Below are 21,854 nucleotides of genomic sequence, written 5' to 3'. Positions count from 1 at the left end.
CGGTCCCGCCCGCCGTGGCGGTCAGTCGTGCCGGCGGCCGTCCCGGTCCGGCGTCTCGCGCAGGTCGATCAGCCCGGTGAAGAGCGCGCCGCGCTCGTTGGACTGCTGGTCGCCCGAGAACAGGTTGTCCGGCGCCGACTTCGCTCGGGTGCGCGGTGCGGGGGCGGTGCCCGCCTCCTCGTGCTGCATCTCGACGCGCTGGCGCGGCAGGGCGATCGGGTCGCTCTCATGCAGCCAGGTCACCAGCCCCTCGCGGACGTAGCAGCGCAGGTCGAAGAGCGTCGGAGCGTCCTTCGCGGTGACGAGCACGCGGATGCGGACGTAGCCGCCGACCGCGTCGGTGACCTGCAGGACGCTGACCCGCTGGTCCCAGAGATCGGTCTCCTCGAGGATCCGGTGCAGCTCGGTGCGCATCTCGTCGGGGCGCACGCGCCAGTCCAGGTCGAGCTCGACGGCGCCGAGCAGCTCGGAGCCGGTGCGGGTCCAGTTCTGGAACGGCTGGGTGGTGAAGTAGTTGGTCGGCAGCACCAGGCGGCGGTCGTCCCAGAGGTGGACGACCACGTAGGTCAGGGTGATCTCCTCGATCCGGCCCCACTCGTTCTCGACGATGACCACGTCGTCCAGGCGGATCGCGTCGCTGAAGGCGAGCTGCATCCCCGCGAAGATGTTGGTCAGGCTCGACTGCGCGGCGAGACCGGCGACGATCGAGAGCACACCGGCCGAGGCCAGCAGGGACGCCCCGGCGGTCCGCGCCTCGGGGAAGGTCAGCAGCGAGGCGCCGATCGCGATCACGACGACGGCCGCGACGGCCACCCGCCGGATGATCGTCATCTGGGTGCGCAGGCGGCGGGCCCGCCTGTTGTCGGCGGTGTCGGTGCGGTAGCGCTCGGCGCCGAGGTCCTCGAGGAAGACGAAGGTCGCGCCGACCAGCCAGGCGGCGGCGCCGATCGTGGCGATCTGGAAGATCCGGTCGACGAGCCCCGGCCAGGTGTCACCGGAGACGGTGGCGGCGAGCGCGGCCCACACGGCGATCGTGAGCAGCAGCACGCGGAACGGGATGCGCACCCGGCGGATCAGCAGCCGGGCCCACGTCTTGCGCTTGCCGATCGAGCGGATGATCAGCGCCACGACCGCGGTCACGACGACGGCGATCACGACCGCGATCAGCACGGCGAGGGCGATGGAGCCGACTTCTTGCAGAGCGTCTTCTGGCACGGCGGTCCTTTCGGGTGGGGGAAGGGGCGCGCACCATCGAGCGGATCGGACGAAGAGGGCAGCCTCCCACGGACACGGCGGGAAGCGCACGGGGCGACGCCGCACGTTGCGGGGATGCCCAGGCGGAGCGCGACGACGTCGGACGCTCCGGAAACGACGAAACGCCCGCCGGAGTGGCGGGCGTCTCGATGTGGTGCACCCCCTCGGACTTGAACCGAGAACCCACTGATTAAGAGTCAGTTGCTCTGCCGATTGAGCTAGAGGTGCGTGGCGACCGGCGAATCGTGCGTGCCGAACCGAGGGATCACATTACCAGCGCCCACCCCCGTTTCGTCAAATCGACACGGCGGAGCGGGTTGGGCTCTCGCGCATCACCGCGGTCAGCGGCGCCCGGTCATGCTGATCGAGCAGCCCGCGCAGCGGGCGTATCGAGATCCACCGTCCTGCAGAGGTCGGGTCTCGATACGCGCTGCGCGCTACTCGACCAGCATGCAGTGCGCCCCTCCGGCGGGGGCGCTCAGTATCGTGGACGCGTGACCCTCGACGACGACCTCCGCCTCGCCCTCCGCCTCGCCGACGCCGCCGACGCGATCTCGCGCGAGCGCTTCCTCGCCCTCGACCTCGTCGTGGACACCAAGCCCGACAGCACGCCCGTCTCGGACGCGGACCGCGCCGTCGAGGAGGCGATCCGCGCGCTCCTCGCCGCCGAGCGCCCCGACGACGCGATCCTCGGCGAGGAGTTCGGCACCTCCGGCGAGGCCTCGCGCCAGTGGATCCTCGACCCGATCGACGGCACGGCGCACTTCGTCCGCGGCGTCCCGATCTGGGCGACCCTGATCGCGCTGGCGATCGACGGCGTCCCGGTGGTCGGCGTCGTCTCCGCCCCCGCCCTCGGCAAGCGCTGGTGGGCGTCCAGGGGCGCCGGCGCCTGGGTGGACGAGAGCCGCGCTCCCCTGGGCAGCCTCGACCTGCCGGACGACCTGCGCGGCGTCCTGGTCGCCCCCGCCGCCGAGGAGCCGCGCCGGCTCCAGGTCTCCGGCGTCGCGTCCCTCGCCGACGCCACCTTCAGCTACAACAGCATCCAGCAGTGGGACGGCGCCGGCCGGCTCGAGCAGCTGCTGGAGCTCGCGCGCACGGTCTGGCGCGACCGGGCCTACGGCGACGCCTGGCCCTACATGCTGGTCGCCGAGGGCCTCATCGACGGCGCGGGCGAGTTCGACGTGAAGCCCTACGACCTCGCCGCCCTGATCCCGATCGTCCAGGAGGCGGGCGGCCGCTTCACCTCCGCCGACGGCGAGGACGGCCCCTGGCACGGCAGCGCCGTCGCGACCAACGGCCTCCTGCACGACGAGGTGCTCACGATCGCCGCCCGCCGATGAGCCGGCGCTCGGCGCTCCTCGCGGCGGCACTCCTCACCGCCGTGCTCCCGCTCGCGGCGTGCTCGTCCGTCGTCGGCTCCGACGATCCGGCGGCACTCCGTGACGAGAGCGGCACGATCACCACCGCGGGCGTCGTCGACGCCTTCTCGGTGGCGAAGGGCGACTGCCTCCGGGAGCCGGACGACGACCGCGTCGCCGACTTCGAGGCCGTCCCCTGCACGGACAGCCACGACCTCGAGGTCTTCCACGTCTTCGCGCAGCCCGGCGACGACTACACCAGCCGCAACACCCTGCTGGCCCAGGCGGACGCCGGCTGCGAGCCCGAGTTCGGCGCGGTGATGAGCATCGCCTACGGCGACTCCGCCCTCGAGTACCGCAGCTTCGTCCCGTCCGAGGTCAGCTGGCGCCACGGCGACCGCGCCGTGCTCTGCGCCGTCTTCGACCCGGCGACCGGCGAGACCACGGGCAGCCTCTTCGGCGCCGCGCGCTGACGCTCAGCCCGGACGCCCGCCGTCCGGGTCAATCCCCTCTGCGCCTCGATTGACAGGTTCGCGGCGCACGCGCACTGTGGGAGGACGATCACACACGATCGGCGAACGGCTCGGGGGTGCCGCGAAGCGCTGCAGGAGTCGAAGATGCACGAGCACGCAGGAGACGTTCCGGAGAGCGCGGAGCCGGAGCGCTCGGCGACGGCGGAGCACGAGTTCCGGCCGGCGGACAGCCTCTTCACCCGGCTGCAGCGGCAGTGCGCGCTGCTCTCCGCAGCGGAGACGCTGGCCGACTCGACCGAGGACTCCGTCCGGCGCTGGTCCCGGCTCCTCCACGACTACGCGCTGACCTCGGACCGGGTCGTTTCGGTGCACGGCGGCGCGGAGGATGCCGTGCTGGGCTGGCTGAAGCCCCGCGGCGTCGTCGCCCTCCTGGTCACGGAGGAGTGCGCGGACGACCATGCCGTCGAGCACCTGGCTGCCGCTCTCGCGGCGATGAACGCGGTGACGCTGACCGTCGACGACGAGCGCGCCGAGCGCCTCGCACCGCTCACGCAGGCACTCGCGCGGATGCTCCCGAGCGGGTTCGCCGAGCTGCCCCTCGATGCCCACCCGAACTACCCGGACGGCGCGATGGCGACGGTCGTCACGCCCGAGAACCTCTACCGCGCGTGGACGCCTCCCGAGACGCTCCAGGGGCCGGAGAACGGCGCGGAGCGCGACGACGACGAGCGCCTCGCGCTGCTGACCCTCTACGGCCGCGTCCGCCAGCTGGACGTGCGTCCGGAGTGACGGCCCGGAGCAGCAGCGGCTCCGAGAAGCAGCAGCGGCTCCGAGCGGCAGCTCCACGTGTGCGACGACGACCGGTGGTGGAGATGGGGGGAATCGAACCCCCGTCCATCGCTGTGATTCTGCGCCTTCTACGGGTGTAGCCAGTGAGAGCGTTCTACTCGGCCCCGACCGTTACCACTGGCGCATCGGTCGACGGGCCCAGCCCGAGTGCAAGTCCCGCGTCGCCCTCAGGCGTAACGACGCAGCAAGTCCTCTAGATGACGCCAGGATCCGGGGCGAGGACGCACCCACGGGCTGACGGACTATCTACTCTGGCTTAGGCAGCGAGAGCGAAGTCGGTGCGCTTCTGTTCGGCACCTGTGTTTTTCAGAGATCGTTAACGAGATAACCCTGAATCCTCGACCCGCTTCTCGCAGTTTCGCAGGCAATGTCGAAACCGATCATCCCCGCGAGCACTCGCCGACACTGAGCCGGTGGAGTGGGTCGTCGTCGCACACTGTGGAGTTACAAGGAGCAAGTCTACCTCGTCGCGCGGGCGGTGACCCGACGACGGCGCAGATCGAGCAGTCCGAGCACGAGGGCGAGTGCGATCAGCCCGAGGGTGACGAAGTAGCCGTTGCGGAAGGCGTCGTGGTACCGGTCGAGCCCCTCGGCCATTCCCGCCTCACTGGCGAGCGTGGCGAAGAAGATGGCCGAGGCGCAGGCCGTGCCGACCGCGGTGCCGACGCGCTGCCCGAGCTGGCCGACCGAGCCCGCGACGCCGCCCTGCTCGGGCGAGATCTCGGCGAGCGTCAGCGTCTGGTTCGGCGAGACGACGAAGCCGCCGCCCGCGCCGGCGACGAGCATCGCCGCGCCCATCCCGTAGGCGGCCGTCTCGGCCGGCAGCAGCTCGGCCGCCAGCAGCACCAGCGTGAAGCCGATGACGACGAGCACGATGCCCAGCACGACGAGGGCGCGACCGTAGCGCTGGACGAGCTTGCCGCCGTACCACGCGGTCACCGCCGAGGTCAGCGCGAACGGGATGCTGACCATGCCCGCGAACACCGGCGCGAGGCCGAGGCCCTGCTGGAGGAAGAGCGTCGTCAGCAGGAAGGTCGCCGGGATCGCCGCGAAGTAGGACGTCGCGACCAGGATCCCGTTGCGGTACGAGCTGGTGCGGAAGATCCGGAAGTCGATGACCGGGGTGCGGTCCTTCGCGGCGTAGTGCGCCTCCCACTTCACGAAGGCGTACGCGGCGACAGCCGCCAGCAGCAGCCAGAGCCAGCGGAACGGCGAGTCCGTCGAGGCGCCGGTGGTCAGCAGGAACGGCAGCATGAAGGCGAAGATCGTCACGCCCAGCAGCAGCAGGCCGACCGGGTCGAGCGAGGTGTCGCCCTGCGGTGTGCGCTGCACCTTCGGCAGCAGCTTCCAGGCGAAGACCAGCGCAGCGATGCCGAGCGGGATGTTCATCCAGAACAGCAGCCGCCAGCCGTCCTGCTCGCCGCCGAGCGCGATCAGCAGTCCGCCCAGGGTCGGCCCGAACGCCGTGGAGAGGCCGATCACGGCGCCGAAGACGCCGAAGGCGCGGGCCCGTGCGGCCCCGGTGAACAGCTGCTGCACCAGGCCGAGCACCTGCGGCATCTGGATGCCTGCGGCGATGCCCTGGATGAAGCGGGCGACGACGAGCAGCTCGATCGTCGGCGCGACGGCGCAGAGCAGGCTGGCGAGGGTGAACGCGGTGAGACCGACGAGGAAGAGCAGGCGCCGCGACTTGATGTCGCCGAGCCGTCCGGACGGCACGAGCGAGAGACCGAAGGCGAGCGCGTAGCCGGCGACGATCAGCTGCAGCTGGCTCGGATCGGCCGAGAGCGACTTCTCGATCGAGGGCAGCCCGACGTTGACCTTCGACAGGTCGAGGATCGTGAAGGCGGCGACCGACACCGCGACCGCGAAGGCCCGCCAGCGCGTCCTCTCCTCCGCGGCAGTGGGCGGCGCGTCGGGAGCGTTGTCGGGAGAGGTCACGTCCTCCAGTCTCTCAGGACCGGAGCGCGCGCCTCCCCCGCTTGCGGGACATCGGCGCGGGCGGCCTACTCGCCCATGCGGCGGCGGGTGGACATCGCGCGGTCGGCCTCGCGGCGGTCCTGGCGCTCGCGGAGCACCTGGCGCTTGTCGTAGTCCTTCTTGCCCTTCGCGACCGCGAGCTCGACCTTGGCCTTGCCGTCGCTGAAGTAGAGCGAGAGCGGGATCAGCGTGTACCCGCCCTCCTTCACCTTGTTGTGGATCTTGAGGATCTGCGCCTTGTGCAGCAGCAGCTTGCGCTTGCGCCGCGGCGGGTGGTTGGTCCAGGTGCCCTGGGCCCACTCGTTGATGTGCACGGCGTCGAGCCACGCCTCACCGCCGTCGACGAAGGCGTAGCCGTCGACCAGTGACGCGCGGCCGTTGCGGAGCGACTTGACCTCCGTGCCGGAGAGCACGAGTCCCGCCTCGTAGGTGTCCTCGATGAGGTAGTCGTGGCGCGCCTTGCGGTTGGTCGCGACGACCTTCTGTCCCTGTTCCCTGGGCACGGCTGCTCCTTCGGTCCGAGAGCGATGGTGGGCCGCCCCGATCGGGGCAGCCCACCAGTATACGGCCGCACGCGGCCGAGAACGCCGGGCGGTCTAGACCCGCAGGTACCGCGCGATCGCCACGTTGGCCGAGATCGCCGCGAGGACGATCCCCACCACGATCAGGATCGGCACCACGATCAGCGCGTCGTCGACGCCCACGAACGACGTCAGCGGGATCCGGTACGCGAGGAACCCCTGCACGAAGAAGACCACGATCGCCACGACCGCGACCCCCGCGAGGATCGAGCCGAGCAGCGCCGCGAACACGCCCTCGAGGATGAAGGGGGTCTGGATGAACCGGTTCGAGGCGCCCACGAGCCGCATGATGCCCAGCTCCCGTCTCCTCGAGAACGCCGACAATCGGATCGTCGTCGCGATCAGCAGCACCGCCGCCACGAGCATCAGCACCGCGATGCCGATGGCCGTGTAGCTGGCCGCGTTGAGGATCGAGAAGATCTGGTCGAGGTACTGCTTCTGATCCGTGACGCTCTCGACCCCCGAGACGCTGGACAGGCTCTCCACGAGCACGTCCGACTGCGTCGGGTCCTTCAGGTTGATCCAGAAGGTCTGGTTGAGCAGGTCGGGCGTGACGTACTCGGCGACCGGGTTCCCGGCGAACTGCTCCTGGAAGTTCGCGTAGGCCTGGTCGTGATCCTCGAAGTAGGAGCGGTCGATGTAGGGGGCGAGCGTCGCGCCCGCGAGCTGCGACTCGACGGTGTCGATCTGCTCCTGCGTCGCGTCGGAGCCGCTGCAGTTCGAGCCGCCGGAGGTGGCGGTGCACATGTACACCGCGACCTGGGCCTTGTCGTACCAGAAGTTCTTCATCTGGCCGATCTGCATCTGCAGCAGGATCGCGGTGCCGACGAAGGTGAGCGAGATGAAGGTCACCAGGATCACCGAGACGACCATGGAGACGTTGCGCCGGAGGCCGCTCGAGACCTCCGACCAGATCAGTGCGTATCTCACTTGACGGGTCCTACATCCTGCTGGTCGTCCCCGGACTCGTCGCCCTCGCCGGCGTGGGCGCGCAGCCCCAGGCGGGCCGCGAGCGACTCCTCGGGGAGGGCCCCGGTGTCGGCGGGGAGGTAGATCGGGCCGGTCTGGCTCTGCAGCTCGACCACGCGCGGCGAGGCGGGCGCCTCGGTCGGGGCGGGCGGCGGCGGCGGGACGACCGGGTTCGACTGGGTGGTGGGGCGCGTGGGAGCGACGTGGGTCTCGGGTGCGGCGGCCGAGCGGCGGCCCTCCGGGACGCGGGGCTGCGGCGCGGTCTGCTGCAGGCGCGGGCGCGCGAACGCGGCGCCGTGCTCGGGGAGCTCCGGCGCGGCGGCGGCGGGCGCCGGGGCGCGGCGCAGGTCGACCTCCGGGACCTCGGCGGGCGCGAGGGCGCTCTCGGTGATCACGGGGACGGCGATCGAGGACGTGGTGGTCGGGTGGTCGTCGGCCGCGACGACCACGACGCCGTCGTGCACGACGGTGATGCTCTCGGTCTGGCCGTAGCCGCCCCGGCTCTCGTCGCGGACGATGCTGCCTGCCGAGAGCTCGATGACGCGGCGCTTCATCTGGTCGACGATGCCGGCCTCGTGGGTGGCCATGATCACGGTCGTGCCGCCGGCGTTGATCCGCTCGAGCAGCGCCATGATGCCGGCGCTGGTCGTCGGGTCGAGGTTTCCGGTCGGCTCGTCGGCGAGGAGGACTGCGGGCTTGTTGACCACGGCGCGGGCGATGGCCACGCGCTGCTGCTCGCCGCCGGAGAGCTCGTGCGGCAGGCGCGCGGCCTTGCCGGCGAGGCCCACCATCTTGAGCGTGTCGGGGACCGCCTCCTGGATGTAGCCCTTCGACTTGCCGATCACCTGCAGGCTGAAGGCGACGTTGTCGAAGACCGACTTGTTCGGGAGGAGCCGGAAGTCCTGGAACACCACGCCCATGTTGCGGCGGAAGTAGGGGACCTTGCGGCTCGAGATCTTGCCCAGGTTCTGCCCGAGCACGTGGATCGAGCCGGAGGAGGGCCGCTCCTCCTTGAGGATCAGGCGGAGGCAGCTGGACTTGCCGGACCCGGAGGCGCCGACGAGGAAGACGAACTCGCCCCGGAGGATCTCGAGATCGATGGCGTTGAGGGCGGGTCTCGTGCCACCCCGATACTGCTTGGAGACGTTGTCGAAGCGAATCATGTCGGTACGAGGGTAAGCGACGATCCCGGAGAGTGACCCGTCCGGCCGCCCGGCGCGCCGAGCGGCCGGCCCTTCGGCGGTCACGACCTGGGAGTCAGACGCCTCGCGACTCGCCGGGTCGCCGCGCCAGGGCGACGACGAAGGAGCAGGCGGAGACGGTCGCGCAGGCGAGGAGAGCGATCGCGAGAGCGGACGACGCCCTCTGCGCCTCGGGAGCCGGCATCGACGTCGCCGGCGCCGTCCCGACGCTGACGAGCGACAGCCCGACGAGGAGGCAGACCGCCGCCGCGGCCGCCGTCGTCGCGATCACGGGGGCTGTGCTCCCCCCTCGCTCGGCACCCCACGCGCGCCCGAGGAGAGCGGCGGCTCCGAGCAGCAGCAGACCGGCGAGCGCCAACGCCACTGCGAAGCCGACCCGCCACCCCTCGTCCGGCACGGCGTCGAACGCACCGGTCCGGTTGCCGATGACGGAGGCGACGACGAACGCCGCCGCTGCCGCTGCCGCACCGAGCGCAGCGAGCCCGAGGAGGCCGCGCCCCACCGGGCGCTCGGCCGAGGTGCTCCCAGGGGTCTCCCCGCCGGTCTGCTCCGCGGCGGACCGGCGGGGAGACGTGCTCACCGGCGGTCGGCGGAGGGGGCGTCTCCCGGATCGCCGTCGACCGCCCCGGTCGGAACGACACGGGCGGCGACGTCGACGACGGGGGCGGCCTCCGCGACGGCGCCGCCGGCGACGACGGGGCTCGTCTCCTCGGCGGGCAGCACGAGGTCGCCCTCAACAGGGACGGACGCCCACTCGTCCTCGAGGACCAGCGTGAACCGCTCGATGCCGTCGAACAGCGCGGCTCCGTCGACTCGGGGCCCGGCGCCGGTGACCGCTCCCGCAGAGGCACCCTCGACGACGTCCGCTGCGCGGGCGGGAGCGAGCAGGTTCGCGGGGGTCTCTCCAAGTCGCAGCGCGACGGCGTCGCCGAGGACGTCGGAGAGCGACGTCTCGGTGGACAGCGGGAGGCCGGCGATCGGCTCGTCCGCGTGCGCCGGAGCGGCTGCCGCGAGGGCGAGCACGGCGCCGGCTCCGGCAGCGATCAGGAGAGAAGTCTTCGACATGGTTCCACCTTTCGTGAGAGAGTCTCGGATCGAGACGTTCTCAGGGTAGAACCGGCCGTCGCTCAGGCCCGTCCGGGTTCGCTGAACGTCGGCTCCGCCTCGCGCCCGTGCTCCAGCGGGGCTCCCGGGCGGAGCGGGCTCGCCCGGCTCCCGCCGTGCCGCCGCCGGTCAGGCGGACTTGCGCCAGCGGATGCCCGCGGCGATGAAGCCGTCGAGGTCGCCGTCGAAGACGTGCGAGGGGTTGCCGACCTCGTGGTCGGTGCGGAGGTCCTTGACCATCTGGTACGGCGCGAGGACGTAGCTGCGCATCTGGTCGCCCCAGCTCGCCGTGATGTTGCCGGCCAGCTCCTTCTTGGTCGCGGCCTCCTGCTCCTTCTGCAGCAGCAGCAGGCGCGACTGCAGCACGCGCATGGCGGCCGCGCGGTTCTGGATCTGGCTCTTCTCGTTCTGCATCGAGACGACGAGGCCGGTGGGGAGGTGGGTGAGGCGCACCGCGGAGTCGGTCGTGTTGACCGACTGGCCGCCGGGGCCGGAGGAGCGGAAGACGTCGACGCGGATGTCGTTGTCCGGGATCTCGATCGCGCCGGCCTCCTCCATCAGCGGGATGACCTCGACCGCGGCGAAGGACGTCTGGCGCTTGCCCGCGGCGCCGAACGGGCTCATCCGCACGAGACGGTGGGTGCCGGCCTCGACGGAGAGGGTGCCGAAGGCGTAGGGCGCATCGATCTGGAAGGTGGCGGACTTGATGCCGGCCTCCTCCGCGTAGCTCGCGTCCATCACGGTCGCGGGATACTTGTGCTTCTCGGCCCAGCGGAGGTACATCCGCATCAGCATCTCGGCGAAGTCGGAGGCGTCGACACCGCCGGCGCCCGCGCGGATGGTGATGACGGCGGGGCGGTCGTCGTACTCGCCGTCGAGGAGGGTCTGCACCTCGAGCTCGCCCATGGTCTTCTGCAGGGCGTCGAGCTCGGCGATCGCCTCCTGCTCGGACTCGGCGTCATCGGCCTCGTTGGCCATCTCGACCAGGACCTCGAGGTCGTCCAGGCGCCGTTCGATCGCGGTGATCCGGGCCAGCTCGGACTGGCGGTGGCTCAGCGCACTGGTCACCTTCTGCGCGTTGTCGGTGTCGTCCCAGAGGTCGGGGACGCCCGCCTGCTCGTTCAGCTCCTCGATCTTCGAGCGGAGCTCGGCGACGTCGATGACGGCGAGGATGTCGGAGAAGGTGGAGCGGAGAGCAGTGATCTGCTCGGTGAAGTCGTTGTCCAGCATGGTGGCTCCAGACTACCGGGGGCGCCGGGGGTCACCGCGGGCGGCCGCCCGGGCGGCGCTTAGGATGGGGCTGGTGAGCAGCACCGCCGAGCGCCCCTTCCCCGTCGGGCCCCTCCTGCTCTCGACCTTCCTGCCGACGCTGCTCTTCTCGGTCGGCGAGGGCGCGATCATCCCGCTCCTCCCCGCCGTCGCCGGTGACCTCGGTGCGACGCTGGCGATCGCCGGCCTCGTCGCGGGAATGATCATGATCGGCGAGCTGGCGGGCGACATCCCGAGCGGCTGGATCGTCTCGCGGATCGGCGAGCGCGGTGCGATGCTCGGCGCCTCGGCCGCCTCGATCCTCGGCCTGGTGATCTGCCTCGTCTCCACCTCCTGGATGACGCTGACCGTGGGCGTCTTCCTGATCGGCCTCGCGACGGCGGTCTTCGCACTCGCCCGGCACGCCTTCATGACCTCGTTCGTGCCGATCAGCCACCGGGCGCGGGCGCTGTCCTCGCTCGCGGGGGTCTTCCGCGCGGGCTGGCTGATCGGCCCGTTCCTCGCCGCGGGGGTCGTGCACCTCAGCGGCTCGGTCGAGTCGATCTTCTGGGTGCACATCGCCTGCTGCGTGGCCGCGGTCGTCGTGCTGCTGCTGGTGCCGGACCCTGCGACGGTGCTGCGCCGCGCGGCGGCCGCCTCCGCCGCCGCCGACCCCGCGCTCGACGCCGCCGCCGCGGCCGCGGCCGTGCCGGAGTCCTCCCCCGGCCTGGTCCGCACCCTCCGCGCGCACCGCGGCGTGCTCGCGCGGATGGGCTCCGGCGCCGCCGTGATCGGCGCCCTGCGCGCGAGCCGGACACTGATCCTCCCGCTCTGGGCGGTCAGCCTCGGCCTCGCCGAGACCGACACCGCGATCATCATCGGCATCGCCGGCGCCCTCGACTTCGCCCTCTTCTACGCGGGCGGGCAGGTGATGGACCGCTTCGGCCGCGGGGCCACGGCGATCCCGTCGATGATCGGCCTGGGGGTCGGGCACCTGCTGCTCGTGGCGACGCTCCTCGCCGCCGACCCGGTGCCCTGGTTCATCGCGGTGGCCTGCGTCCTCGCGGTGGCGAACGGGATCGGCTCGGGCATCCTGATGACGATCGCGGCGGATCTCGCACCGCCGAAGGATCCGGCGCCCTTCCTCGGGGCGTTCCGCTTCACCGGCGACGCGGGCAACGCCGCGGCGCCGATCGCGGTGTCCGCTCTGACCGCGGCGGTCTCGCTGCCGTTCGCGGCGGGAGCGATGGGCGTGCTCGGGCTGGCCGGTGCCGCCGCGCTCTCGCGCTGGATCCCGCGGTACCTGCCGCACCGGCGCCCGCGCACCTGACCCGCAGCGCACCTGGCGGCCAGGCGGTCGCCGCGCGGGCCCCTGCTCGCGCTCCCCTCCTACACTGGAGCGCGCACGCGGGAGTGGTGGAATGGCAGACACGCAGGATTTAGGTTCCTGTGCCGAGAGGCATGTGGGTTCGAGTCCCACCTTCCGCACCAGGGGCGCTCGGAGCGACCGGCGTGGCACGCCACCTTCGGGGGCCGCCCCGGCCGTCTTCCCGGTTTCGCCGGTACAGTGAGCGCGGTCGAGCCGCCGCAGACCGAGGATCGGCTGCGGCGTCGGCCGGCCGCACGGCACTGATCGACTGGAGAACCGTTGAACCACGCCGCCCTGATCCCCTGGCTGGACCCGGAGACGATCCTCACCTCCTTCGGTCCGTGGGGCGTGCTGGTCGTCTGCCTGATCGTCTTCGCCGAGACCGGCCTGCTGATCGGCTTCCTCTTCCCCGGCGACACCCTGCTGATCATCACGGGCCTGCTCGCGCACGAGAACGCCTCCAACGGCGGGCTGGGCGTCCCGATCTGGCTGATCTGCCTCGCGGTCGGCTTCTCGGCGTTCCTCGGCGGCGAGGTCGGCTACCTGATCGGGCACAAGGCCGGCCCGCGCATCTTCGAGCGCAAGGAGTCGGGCCTCTTCAGCGTCGAGAACGTCAAGCGCACCAACGCCTTCTTCGAGCGCTTCGGCGGCCTCGCCGTGATCCTCGCGCGATTCGTGCCGATCGTCCGCACCTTCGCGCCGATCGCCGCCGGCGTCGCCCACATGAACTACCGCAAGTACAGCCTGTACAACGCCATCGGCGCCCTGATCTGGGGCAGCGGCGTGACGCTGATCGGCTGGCTGCTCGCCTTCATCCCGCCCGTCGCCGACTTCGTCTCGCACTACATCGACGTGATCCTGATCGGCGCCGTGGCCCTCGCGATCATTCCGACCGCGTTCCACTTCTTCCAGCAGCGCCGCAAGGCCAGGCTCGCCGCCGACAAGGACACCGACGCGTCGGAGGCGAGCGCCCTCGTCCTCGACCCCACCGCCGTCGACGACGAGCGCCGCAAGCACTGACCGACAGCGAGCACGGCCCCTCCCGCGAGATGCCACTTGTGCACGCGACACGCCGTGTCGAGCGTGCACAAGTGGCATCTCGCGGTCGGGAGGCTGCGCCCCCGATCAGGAGAGGGTGGTCGCCAGGGCCGCCAGCTCGGCTCGGAGGGCGGTGAAGGCCCGGGCGCGGTGGCTGCGGGCGTTCTTCTCGGCGGGGGCGATCTCGGCGGCCGAGAGGGCCGAGTCGGCGGGGACGAAGACCGGGTCGTAGCCGTGGCCGTTCGTGCCGCGCGGACCGGCGGCGATGGCGCCGTCCCAGCGGCCCTCGACCACGATCTCGCGGCCACCGGGCAGGACCGACTCGGGGACGACCAGCGCGATCGTGCAGACGAAGTGCGCGCCGCGGTGCTCCGGCTTCACGTCGGCCAGCTGCGCGAGCAGCAGCTCGTGGTTCGCGACCGCGTCGTGCGGGCGGCCCGACCAGCGGGCCGAGAGGATGCCCGGCGAGCCGCCGAGCACGTCGACGCAGAGGCCGGAGTCGTCGGCGAGCGCGACGAGGCCGGTGTGCGCCGCCGCGGCCCGCGCCTTGATCAGCGCGTTCTCGGTGAAGGTGACGCCGTCCTCGACCGGCTCCGGCCCGTCGTAGGCGCGGACGCCTACGCCCGGCAGCGCTCCGGCCAGCATCGCCCGGAACTCCTCGACCTTGCCCGCGTTGTGGGTGGCCAGGACGAGGTCGAGGCTCACGCGTCCTGCCCCGCGGCGAGCGCCTCGGTCTGGAAGCGGGCCAGGTCGGCCGCGCCGCCGACGGCGAGGTCGAGCAGCGCGTCGAGCTCGCGGCGGTCGAAGGGGGCGCCCTCGGCGGTGCCCTGCACCTCGACGAAGAGGCCGCGGCCGGTGACGACGACGTTCATGTCGGTCTCCGCGCGCACGTCCTCGACGTACGCGAGGTCGAGCATCGGGACGCCGTCGATGATGCCGACGGAGACCGCCGACAGGCTGTCGATCAGCGGCTGCGCCTTCTGGCCGACGTACTTCTTGCCGCGGGCCCACTCGATCGCGTCGACCATCGCCACGTACGCGCCGGTGATCGCCGCGGTGCGGGTGCCGCCGTCGGCCTGGAGGACGTCGCAGTCGATCACGATCGTGTTCTCGCCGAGCGCCTTGGTGTCGACGACAGCGCGCAGGCTGCGGCCGATCAGCCGGGAGATCTCGTGGGTGCGCCCGCCGACCTTGCCCTTGACGGCCTCGCGGTCCATCCGGGAGTTGGTGGCGCGGGGCAGCATCGCGTACTCCGCGGTGACCCAGCCCTTGCCCTTGCCCTGCAGCCAGCGCGGGACGCCGTTGGTGAAGGACGCGGTGCAGAGCACCCTGGTGTTCCCGTAGGAGATCAGCGCGGAGCCCTCGGCCTGGGTGCTCCAGCCGCGCTCGATGGTGATCGCGCGCAGCTCGTCGGGCGCACGGCCGTCCTTGCGCTTGACGGTCGGCTGGGCGGCGGTGCTGTCGGTCACTCGGGTCTCCCTGGAGTCGTGCGGCGCGCGGCCCGGTCGAGCTCGCGCAGGTTGATCGTGCCGGTCTCGACGAGGTCGACGCTCGAGACCTCGGGGCCGAGGAAGCGCCGGGCGAGGCGGACGAAGTCGCTCGAGCCGGTCTCCTCCCAGCGGTAGGTCGGCGGGGCGGCGGCGGTGCGCTGCAGCCCGTGCGCCACCAGCGTGCGGTAGACGTCGAGCGCGGTCTCCTCGGCGCTCGAGACCAGCCGGACGTCGGGCCCCATCACGTAGGCGATGGCGCCGCGCAGCAGCGGGTAGTGCGTGCAGCCGAGCACGAGGGTGTCGACGCCCGCCTGCTTCAGCGGCGCGAGGTACTCCTCGGCGAGCGCCAGCAGCTCGTCGCTCCAGGTGACGCCGGCCTCGACGAACTCGACGAAGCGCGGGCAGGCGGCGGTGACCAGCTCGAGGTCCGGTGCGGCGACGAAGGCGTCGTCGTAGGCGCGCGAGCGGATCGTGCCGACGGTGCCGATCACGCCGACGCGGCGGTTGCGGGTGTCGCGGACGGCGCTGCGGACGGCGGGCTGGATGACCTCGATCACCGGGATGCCGCGGCCGATCGTGTAGCGCTCGCGCGCGTCCCGCATCATCGCGGCCGAGGCGGTGTTGCAGGCGATCACCAGCAGCTTCGCGCCCTGGTCGACCAGCGTGTCGAGGGTGTCCAGGGCGTAGGCCCGGACGTCGGCGAGGGGCTTGGGCCCGTAGGGCGAGTGCGCGGTGTCGCCGAGGTAGACGATCGACTCGTTCTGCAGCTGGTCGATCACGGCGCGGGCGACGGTGAGTCCGCCGACGCCGGAGTCGAAGATGCCGAGGGGTGCGTCCGTCACGGAGGAAGAGCCTACCCGCGCCCGGGGAGGGAGCCCCGTGCGGGGAACGGTGCATGGAACACTGGTCGGATGGACGCGACGGCCTTCCTCACCGACCGCTACGAGCTGACGATGGTCGAGGGCGCTCTCGGCAGCGGCACCGCCGACCGGCGCTGCATGTTCGAGGTCTTCGCCCGCAGCCTCCCGCCGGGCCGCCGCTACGGGATCCTCGCCGGCACCGGCCGCCTGCTCGAGCTGATCTCCCGCTTCCGCTTCGGCGACGCCGAGCTCGACTGGCTGCGGGAGAACCGCGTCGTCGACACCCGCACGCTGGACTGGCTGGCCGACTACCGCTTCCAGGGCGACATGTGGGGCTACCGCGAGGGCGAGGTGTACCTCCCCGGCTCCCCCGTGCTGATCGTCGAGGCGCCCTTCGCCGAGGGCGTGCTGCTGGAGACGCTGGTGCTGAGCGTGCTCAATCACGACAGCGCGGTGGCGAGCGCCGCGGCCCGGATGGTCTCCGCGGCCGACGGCCGCCCGCTGGCGGAGATGGGCTCCCGCCGGGCCGGCGAGCGCTCGGCGGTCGCCGCCGCGCGCGCCGCGCACATCGCCGGCTTCGGCGCGACCTCGAACCTCGAGGCGGGCCGCAGCTGGGGCGTGCCGACGATGGGCACCTCCGCGCACGCGTTCACCCTGCTGCACGACTCCGAGGAGGACGCCTTCCGCGCGCAGGTCGCCGCGCTCGGGCCGGGCACGACGCTCCTCGTCGACACCTACGACGTCACCGCCGCGGTGGACCTCGCCGTCCGCGTCGCGGGCACCTCGCTCGGCGCCGTGCGGATCGACTCGGGCGATCTCCCCCAGCAGGTCGCCGCCGTCCGCGCGCAGCTGGACGGGCTCGGCGCCACCGGCACGAGGATCACCGTCACCAACGACCTGGACGAGTACGGCATCGCGGCGCTGGCCGCCTCCCCCGTCGACTCCTACGGCGTGGGCACCTCGGTCGCGACCGGCTCCGGCCACCCCACCGCGGGCATGGTCTACAAGCTGGTCGCGCACGAGGACGACGCGGGCGAGTGGGTCTCGGTCGCCAAGAAGTCGGCGGCGAAGGCCTCCATCGGCGGGCGCAAGTCCGCGGGGCGGCGCCTGACCGAGGACGGCATCGCCGTCGAGGAGGTCGTACACGTCGGCGCCGGGCCCGAGGGCGCGGTCGGCGAGGACGAGCGCGCGCTGCTGGTGCCGCTGATCGAGGACGGCCGGATCCGCGAGGAGCACCTCGGTGCGGCGGGTGTCGGCGCCGCACGCGAGCACCGCGCGAACGCCGTGATCGAGCTGCCGCAGGACGCGCTGCGTCTCGGCCGCGGCGACCCGGTGATCCCGACCCGCTACGCCTGAGCGGACCGGTCCCCGAGCGGGGCGGGCCCGGAGCGGGCGGGCCCGGAGCGGGACGGGCCCGGCTCCCGAGGGGGCCGGGCCGCGCGCCCTACTTCATCCGGGCGTAGATCTCCTTGCAGGAGGGGCAGACCGGGAACTTCTCCGGGTCGCGGCCCGGCAGCCACTTCTTGCCGCAGAGGGCGCGGACGGGCTTGCCGGTCATCGCGCTCTCGAGGATCTTGTCCTTCGGCACGTAGTGGGAGAAGCGCTCGTGGTCGCCCGGCTCGATCGTCTCCTGGTTGAGGAGCTCCTCGAGTTCGCGGTCGAGGGTGGCGGTTCCTCCGCCTCCCTCGAGGGGGTCGGTGCTGCTGTTCTCGAATCGGGACGTCATGGCTCCGATCCTACGCTCGGAGCGCGGGAGCGGGCGGGGCCCGGTGAGGCTCAGTAGCGGCTCGTGAACGAGACCAGCTCGGCCGCGCGGCGGTCGAAGAGGAAGCCGCCGAGCAGCACGCCGAGGGCGAAGACGCCGACCGCGCTGCCGAGGCCCGCGAGGATCGCCTGGTCCCGGTCGCCCTCGAAGAACAGGGTCTGCACCGCCAGCACGACGGCCGGCGCCGAGAGCAGCAGCCCGAGGCCGAACGCGAGCGCCTGCGAGCCGGCCCCGCTCGCTCCCGGCGCCTGCGGCTGGACGAAGGCGCTGTCGCCGGGACGCGGCGCCGGGTAGGCGAGCCGCGCGGAGAGAGCGCTCGCGACCCCCGCGGGCACCAGGAGCAGCGCGGCGTTCACCGCGAGCAGGACCGGCAGCGCATCGTCGAGGCCGGACGTGGCACTGCTGACGAGCGAGCCGAGCACGACGACCGGCAGGCCGAGCAGCAGCGTCGGGAAGGCGCGGCCGAGCCGGTCCGACCAGCCGCGCACCCCGGCGGCGGCGTGCAGCCAGAAGGCCGAGCCGTCGTAGGCGACGTCGTTGTGCAGGAACCAGCCGAGGAACAGCGCGACGAGCGGGACGGGCAGCAGCGAGAGCAGCGGGAACGGCACTCCCACCAGGGCCAGCAGCACCACGGCGAGCACCGGGAGCAGCGGGACCGCGACGAGCGACGCCTGGTAGCGGGGGTCCCGGAGCCAGTAGGTCGTGCTGCGCGCGGCGATGGCCCCGGTGCGGCTGCCGCCGAGGACGTCGAACCAGCCCAGGCGGAGCCCCCGCGGCGGCCGGGAGGTGCGCTCGGGGCGAACGGTCAGCGCGCGGACGACCAGCCACCAGAGCGCCCCGGCGACGACGAGGGTGAGCAGCGCGGTCAGCAGCGGGCCGGCGACCGCCCCGGAGGCCGCGCTCGGCGAGATCGCCCAGGCGGCGCCGAACGGGGTGGGCGCGAGGACGGCGGCAAGCCGCTCCAGCGCCTCGGAGCCCTCGCCGCCCCAGTCGAGTCCGGTGGTGAGCACGAGCGCGACCGGCGCGGTGAGCAGGAGGACGAGGCCGAGCACCGCGAGCAGCTCCCGCGCAGTGCGGGAGGGCACCAGCGCCGACGAGGCGGCGAGGCCGATCCTGGCCAGCAGCGCCGCGGTCAGCACGCCGAGCAGCGGGCCGAGCACCGCCAGCAGTCCGGCGCCCGGGAAGAGCCGGATCGACGCCGCACCCAGGACGACGAGCGCGAGCACGGGGAGCGAGGCGAGCCCGGCCAGCGCGAGAGCGGCCGCGAGCCGGCCGCTCGGGATGCCGAAGAGCCGGAACGCCCGCGGGTCCATCGGATCCTTCGGTCCGAGCAGGAACGGGAGCACCAGGAAGCCGAGCGTGACGACCGCTCCCCCGGCGACGACGGCGTCGTCCGCGAGCCAGGAGCCGGGCTCGAGCGTGCCGAGGCCGGCCAGGAGCGCCGCGGTCGCCACGACGACGACGAGCACTCCGAGCAGGGCGCCGCCCGCGTGTCGCGCGCCCGAGCGGAAGGCGCCGAGCAGGACGTCGAGCCTCAGCCGGAGAAGTCGTGCAGCCACTGCAGCCCCTCGGCGATCTGCTTGCCGCCCGCGAGCTCGAGGAAGCGCTCCTCGAGCGTCGCGGTGCCGGCGACCTCCTCGACGGACCCGGCGGCGAGAACCTTGCCGCCCACGATCACGGCGACGTCGTCGCAGACGCGCTCGATGAAGTCGAGGCCGTGGCTGGAGAGGACGACGGTGCCGCCGCCCGCGACGAAGCGGCGCAGCACGGTGATCACGGCCGCGGAGGAGACCGGGTCGACCGACTCGAACGGCTCGTCGAGCACCAGGACGCGGGGCGCGTGGATCATCGCGCCGGCCAGCGCGACCTTCTTGGCCATGCCCGCGGAGTAGTCCGAGATTAGGCGCTCGAGCGCGTCGGTCAGGCCGAGCGCCTCGGCGAGCTCGACCGTGCGCTGCTTGGCGGTCTTCCGGTCGATCCCGCGCAGCGCGGCGGAGTAGTAGAGGAACTGCGCGCCGGTCAGCCGGTCGAACAGGCGCAGACGGTCGGGCAGGACGCCGATCAGCGGCTTCGCGGCGCGCGGGTCCTTCCAGACGTCGACGCCGTGCACGAGCACGCGGCCGGTGTCGGGGCGGAGGAGGCCGGTCATCATCGACAGCGTCGTGGTCTTGCCCGCGCCGTTCGGGCCGATGATCCCGTAGAAGGTGCCGGCGCGGACGGCGAGGTCGATGCGGTCGACCGCGACCGTGCGCCCGAAGGTGCGGGTGAGGGCGTGCAGCTCGAAGACGACGGGGTGCTCGGGGTCGGCGGGCTGGGCGGTCTCGGGCTGCTGCGAGGGGTCGGCCGTCCGCGCGGGAGCGGCCGGGGCCGCCGCCTCCGTCGCGACGGATTCTGCGGGAGTCGGCGACTCGGCGGGCGGAGCGCCGTCGCGCTCGGATTCCTCGGCGTTCGTCGCGGACGTCATCCGGCTACGGTACCAAGTCGCTCCGGACGGGGACGGGGCGCGCCGGGCCCTGTGGAGAGGAGCCTCCGATCCATCGCGCCGACACGGCTCCTGGCAACCCCTGGCCTTCGAAGGCGTGCACAGTACACTAAGTGGTGACCCAGGAAGCGATCAGGTCGCTGCACGCCGGTTAAGGATCGCTACGCGGCGGTGAACACATCGTTCCGCCGCGATCGACGCGAGGAGAACCCATGACGAGCAAGCCCTTCCCGACCGCCCCCGCCGGCGGCTCCACCGGTGCGCCCGCCTCCGTCGTCATCCTCGCCGCAGGCATGGGCAGCCGGCTCGGCCGCTCCCTGCCGAAGCCGCTGACGCCGCTGAGCGACGGCCGCACGATCATGCAGCAGCAGTTCGACAACATCCACCACGCCTTCGGCACGAAGGTGCCGGTGAGCATCGTCGTCGGCTACAAGCTCGAGCACATCATCGAGGCGTTCCCCTCGGCGACGTTCGTCTACAACGAGCAGTACGACCAGACCAACACCTCGAAGAGCCTCCTCCGCGCACTGCAGGCCTCGGGCCAGGGCGGCGTGCTCTGGATGAACGGCGACGTCGTCTTCGACCCGCGGATCCTCGACCGCACCGCGGACCTCATCGCGAAGGACGTCTCCTTCGTCACCGTCAACACCGCGAAGGTGTCCGACGAGGAGGTCAAGTACACGACCAGCGCCGAGGGCTACATCGACGAGCTGTCCAAGACCGTCAAGCGCGGTCTCGGCGAGGCCGTCGGGATCAACTACGTCTCGGCCGCGGACAAGCCGGCGCTCATCCGCCAGCTGGCCCGGGTCGACGCCCAGGACTACTTCGAGCGTGGAATAGAGTTGGCGATCGAGCAGGACAGACTGCTCGTCGAGCCGATGGACATCTCCGACCTCTACGCCGTCGAGGTGGACTTCGCCGAGGATCTCGAGCGGGCGAACCTCTTCGTCTGAGGCTCGCGTCTCGTCCGGCTCGATCCGAGCCGGTCGAGAGGAGTCGCCTGCCGTGAGCAGCCCCGCACGCGTCGACGCCGGTGCGACCGCCCTGCGTCCGCACCGCTCGCGGGCCTGGCGCTATCGGCACTCGCTCTGGCTGCTGACCAAGCGCGACCTCACGGTCCGGTACGCCACCAGCGCGCTCGGCTACGTGTGGTCGGTGCTCGACCCGCTGGTGATGTCGGGCATCTACTACTTCGTCTTCACCGTCGTCTTCAAGCGCACCGTCGGCGAGGACCCGTACATCGTCTTCCTGCTCGCGGGCCTGCTGCCGTGGATGTGGTTCAACCAGGCGACCTCCGACGCGACGCGGGCCTTCCTCCACGAGGCGAAGCTCGTGCGCTCCACATCGATCCCGCGCACCATCTGGGTCGGCCGGATCGTGCTGTCCAAGGGCATCGAGTTCGTGGCGAGCCTGCCGGTGCTCGTGCTCTTCGCGGTCGTCGCGGGAGCGGGCGTGACGCCGGCGATCCTGCTCTTCCCGCTCGCGATCCTGCTCCAGGGCGTGCTCACGCTCGGCGTGGGCCTGCTGGTCGCCCCGCTCGTCGTGTTCTTCCGCGACCTCGAGCGCGCGATCAAGCTGGTGCTGCGCTTCCTCTTCTACGCCTCGCCGATCATCTACTCGACGGCGAACCTGCCCGACGCGATCCGGCCGTGGGCCGCGCTGAACCCTCTCAGCGGGATCTTCGCGCTCTACCGCTCCACCTTCTTCGCGAGCGAGCTCGACCTGCCGCTCATCCTCACCTCGGTGCTGATCTCGTTCCTCGTGCTCGGTCTCGGCCTGATCGTCTTCCGCCGCTCCGAGCGCGCGGTGCTGAAGGAGCTGTGAGCGTGGAC

The 21,854-nt window shown here is 72.1% G+C and carries 22 protein-coding genes, 2 tRNA genes and 1 other RNA gene; 9 read left to right on the top strand and 16 right to left on the bottom strand.

Translation table 11 applies throughout. The annotated features are described in order from the left end of the window. Window positions 1-21: 21 nt before the first annotated feature. On the bottom strand, window positions 22-1,215 hold the full coding sequence (locus MT355_RS03730; RefSeq protein ID WP_243598569.1) for a mechanosensitive ion channel family protein: 1,194 nt from the start codon (window positions 1,213-1,215) through the stop codon (window positions 22-24). A 191-nt stretch (window positions 1,216-1,406) separates the two neighbouring features. Next, window positions 1,407-1,482 (bottom strand) — tRNA-Lys (locus MT355_RS03725). A gap of 266 nt (window positions 1,483-1,748) precedes the next feature. Between MT355_RS03725 and MT355_RS03720 the strand changes: the two genes are divergently transcribed. From MT355_RS03720 to MT355_RS03710, 3 genes are all read left to right on the top strand, one after another. After that, window positions 1,749-2,594 carry an inositol monophosphatase family protein gene (locus MT355_RS03720; protein WP_243598568.1) on the top strand — a complete coding sequence of 282 codons (846 nt, stop codon included), beginning with the start codon at window positions 1,749-1,751 and terminating at the stop codon, window positions 2,592-2,594. Continuing rightward, window positions 2,591-3,085 (top strand): septum formation family protein, encoded by a 495-nt coding sequence (locus MT355_RS03715; RefSeq protein WP_243598567.1) that lies wholly within the window; start codon window positions 2,591-2,593, stop codon window positions 3,083-3,085. Before MT355_RS03720 ends, MT355_RS03715 begins: the two co-directional genes overlap by 4 nt. 144 nt (window positions 3,086-3,229) lie before the next feature. Beyond that, window positions 3,230-3,874 carry a hypothetical protein gene (locus MT355_RS03710; RefSeq protein ID WP_243598566.1) on the top strand — a complete coding sequence of 215 codons (645 nt, stop codon included), beginning with the start codon at window positions 3,230-3,232 and terminating at the stop codon, window positions 3,872-3,874. Window positions 3,875-3,949: 75 nt separating this feature from the next. Here the strand turns inward: MT355_RS03710 and ssrA are convergent. The 8 genes from ssrA to prfB form a co-directional block, all read right to left on the bottom strand. Beyond that, window positions 3,950-4,322: a transfer-messenger RNA gene (gene ssrA, locus MT355_RS03705) on the bottom strand. Between the two features lie 71 nt (window positions 4,323-4,393). Beyond that, window positions 4,394-5,875 carry an MFS transporter gene (locus tag MT355_RS03700; RefSeq protein ID WP_243598565.1) on the bottom strand — a complete coding sequence of 494 codons (1,482 nt, stop codon included), beginning with the start codon at window positions 5,873-5,875 and terminating at the stop codon, window positions 4,394-4,396. A 65-nt stretch (window positions 5,876-5,940) separates the two neighbouring features. Further along, window positions 5,941-6,417 (bottom strand): SsrA-binding protein SmpB, encoded by a 477-nt coding sequence (gene smpB, locus MT355_RS03695; protein WP_123447996.1) that lies wholly within the window; start codon window positions 6,415-6,417, stop codon window positions 5,941-5,943. 93 nt (window positions 6,418-6,510) lie between these two features. After that, the gene (gene ftsX, locus MT355_RS03690; protein WP_123737281.1) at window positions 6,511-7,425 is read right to left on the bottom strand and encodes a permease-like cell division protein FtsX; all 915 of its coding nucleotides are present in this window, start codon (window positions 7,423-7,425) and stop codon (window positions 6,511-6,513) included. Continuing rightward, window positions 7,422-8,627: a cell division ATP-binding protein FtsE gene (ftsE, locus tag MT355_RS03685; protein WP_243598564.1), complete on the bottom strand. Its 1,206-nt coding sequence runs from the start codon at window positions 8,625-8,627 to the stop codon at window positions 7,422-7,424. Before ftsE ends, ftsX begins: the two co-directional genes overlap by 4 nt. 94 nt (window positions 8,628-8,721) lie before the next feature. Continuing rightward, window positions 8,722-9,246: a hypothetical protein gene (locus MT355_RS03680; RefSeq protein WP_243598563.1), complete on the bottom strand. Its 525-nt coding sequence runs from the start codon at window positions 9,244-9,246 to the stop codon at window positions 8,722-8,724. Next, window positions 9,243-9,731, bottom strand: a complete 489-nt coding sequence (locus MT355_RS03675; protein WP_243598562.1) for a hypothetical protein — start codon at window positions 9,729-9,731, stop codon at window positions 9,243-9,245. Before MT355_RS03675 ends, MT355_RS03680 begins: the two co-directional genes overlap by 4 nt. Window positions 9,732-9,899: 168 nt before the next feature. Further along, complete coding sequence (gene prfB, locus MT355_RS03670) at window positions 9,900-11,000, bottom strand: peptide chain release factor 2 (protein WP_123737285.1); 1,101 nt, start codon at window positions 10,998-11,000, stop codon at window positions 9,900-9,902. Window positions 11,001-11,073: 73 nt separating this feature from the next. Here prfB and MT355_RS03665 point away from each other — a divergent pair, with 73 nt between their 5' ends. The 3 genes from MT355_RS03665 (at window position 11,074) to MT355_RS03655 (ending at window position 13,407) form a co-directional block, all read left to right on the top strand. Further along, window positions 11,074-12,348 (top strand): MFS transporter, encoded by a 1,275-nt coding sequence (locus tag MT355_RS03665; RefSeq protein WP_243598561.1) that lies wholly within the window; start codon window positions 11,074-11,076, stop codon window positions 12,346-12,348. Window positions 12,349-12,425: 77 nt separating this feature from the next. After that, window positions 12,426-12,509, top strand: a tRNA-Leu gene (locus MT355_RS03660). Between the two features lie 157 nt (window positions 12,510-12,666). After that, the gene (locus MT355_RS03655) at window positions 12,667-13,407 is read left to right on the top strand and encodes a DedA family protein (protein ID WP_123737287.1); all 741 of its coding nucleotides are present in this window, start codon (window positions 12,667-12,669) and stop codon (window positions 13,405-13,407) included. Between the two features lie 105 nt (window positions 13,408-13,512). On the opposite strand, the gene rdgB is transcribed toward MT355_RS03655, so the two are convergent. Genes rdgB through murI form a run of 3 tightly spaced genes read right to left on the bottom strand, consistent with a single transcriptional unit; the run spans window position 13,513 to window position 15,757 of the window. Continuing rightward, entirely contained in the window at window positions 13,513-14,130 is a 618-nt protein-coding gene (gene rdgB / locus MT355_RS03650) for an RdgB/HAM1 family non-canonical purine NTP pyrophosphatase (RefSeq protein WP_308197295.1), read from the bottom strand. After that, on the bottom strand, window positions 14,127-14,894 hold the full coding sequence (gene rph / locus MT355_RS03645) for a ribonuclease PH (protein ID WP_243598560.1): 768 nt from the start codon (window positions 14,892-14,894) through the stop codon (window positions 14,127-14,129). Before rph ends, rdgB begins: the two co-directional genes overlap by 4 nt. After that, window positions 14,891-15,757, bottom strand: coding sequence for a glutamate racemase (gene murI / locus MT355_RS03640; RefSeq protein WP_132438493.1), 867 nt, complete (start codon window positions 15,755-15,757; stop codon window positions 14,891-14,893). The genes rph and murI overlap by 4 nt, the downstream gene beginning before the upstream one ends. A gap of 69 nt (window positions 15,758-15,826) precedes the next feature. On the opposite strand from murI, the gene MT355_RS03635 reads away from it, so the two are divergent. Beyond that, window positions 15,827-17,131, top strand: coding sequence for a nicotinate phosphoribosyltransferase (locus tag MT355_RS03635; protein ID WP_243598559.1), 1,305 nt, complete (start codon window positions 15,827-15,829; stop codon window positions 17,129-17,131). A gap of 88 nt (window positions 17,132-17,219) precedes the next feature. On the opposite strand, the gene MT355_RS03630 is transcribed toward MT355_RS03635, so the two are convergent. The 3 genes from MT355_RS03630 to MT355_RS03620 are packed head-to-tail and all read right to left on the bottom strand — an operon-like array spanning window position 17,220 to window position 20,004. After that, the gene (locus MT355_RS03630) at window positions 17,220-17,501 is read right to left on the bottom strand and encodes a DUF3039 domain-containing protein (protein ID WP_123448008.1); all 282 of its coding nucleotides are present in this window, start codon (window positions 17,499-17,501) and stop codon (window positions 17,220-17,222) included. Window positions 17,502-17,551: 50 nt separating this feature from the next. Beyond that, complete coding sequence (locus tag MT355_RS03625) at window positions 17,552-19,099, bottom strand: hypothetical protein (RefSeq protein WP_243598558.1); 1,548 nt, start codon at window positions 19,097-19,099, stop codon at window positions 17,552-17,554. Further along, the gene (locus MT355_RS03620; protein ID WP_243598557.1) at window positions 19,075-20,004 is read right to left on the bottom strand and encodes an ABC transporter ATP-binding protein; all 930 of its coding nucleotides are present in this window, start codon (window positions 20,002-20,004) and stop codon (window positions 19,075-19,077) included. Before MT355_RS03620 ends, MT355_RS03625 begins: the two co-directional genes overlap by 25 nt. Window positions 20,005-20,234: 230 nt before the next feature. Between MT355_RS03620 and MT355_RS03615 the strand changes: the two genes are divergently transcribed. Both MT355_RS03615 and MT355_RS03610 read left to right on the top strand, forming a co-directional pair. Further along, a complete protein-coding gene (locus MT355_RS03615) occupies window positions 20,235-20,975 on the top strand; it encodes an NTP transferase domain-containing protein (protein WP_123448011.1) in 741 nt (246 codons plus the stop codon). Between the two features lie 52 nt (window positions 20,976-21,027). Continuing rightward, on the top strand, window positions 21,028-21,846 hold the full coding sequence (locus MT355_RS03610; RefSeq protein ID WP_374204629.1) for an ABC transporter permease: 819 nt from the start codon (window positions 21,028-21,030) through the stop codon (window positions 21,844-21,846). The last annotated feature ends 8 nt before the right edge of the window (window positions 21,847-21,854 follow it).

This window comes from Rathayibacter sp. VKM Ac-2929, assembly GCF_022815495.1.
In the GTDB taxonomy this organism is placed as follows: Bacteria; Actinomycetota; Actinomycetes; order Actinomycetales; family Microbacteriaceae; genus Rathayibacter; species Rathayibacter festucae.
The sequence above is the reverse complement of the archived record's forward strand: the minus strand, read 5'-3'. Positions and strand labels throughout refer to the sequence as shown.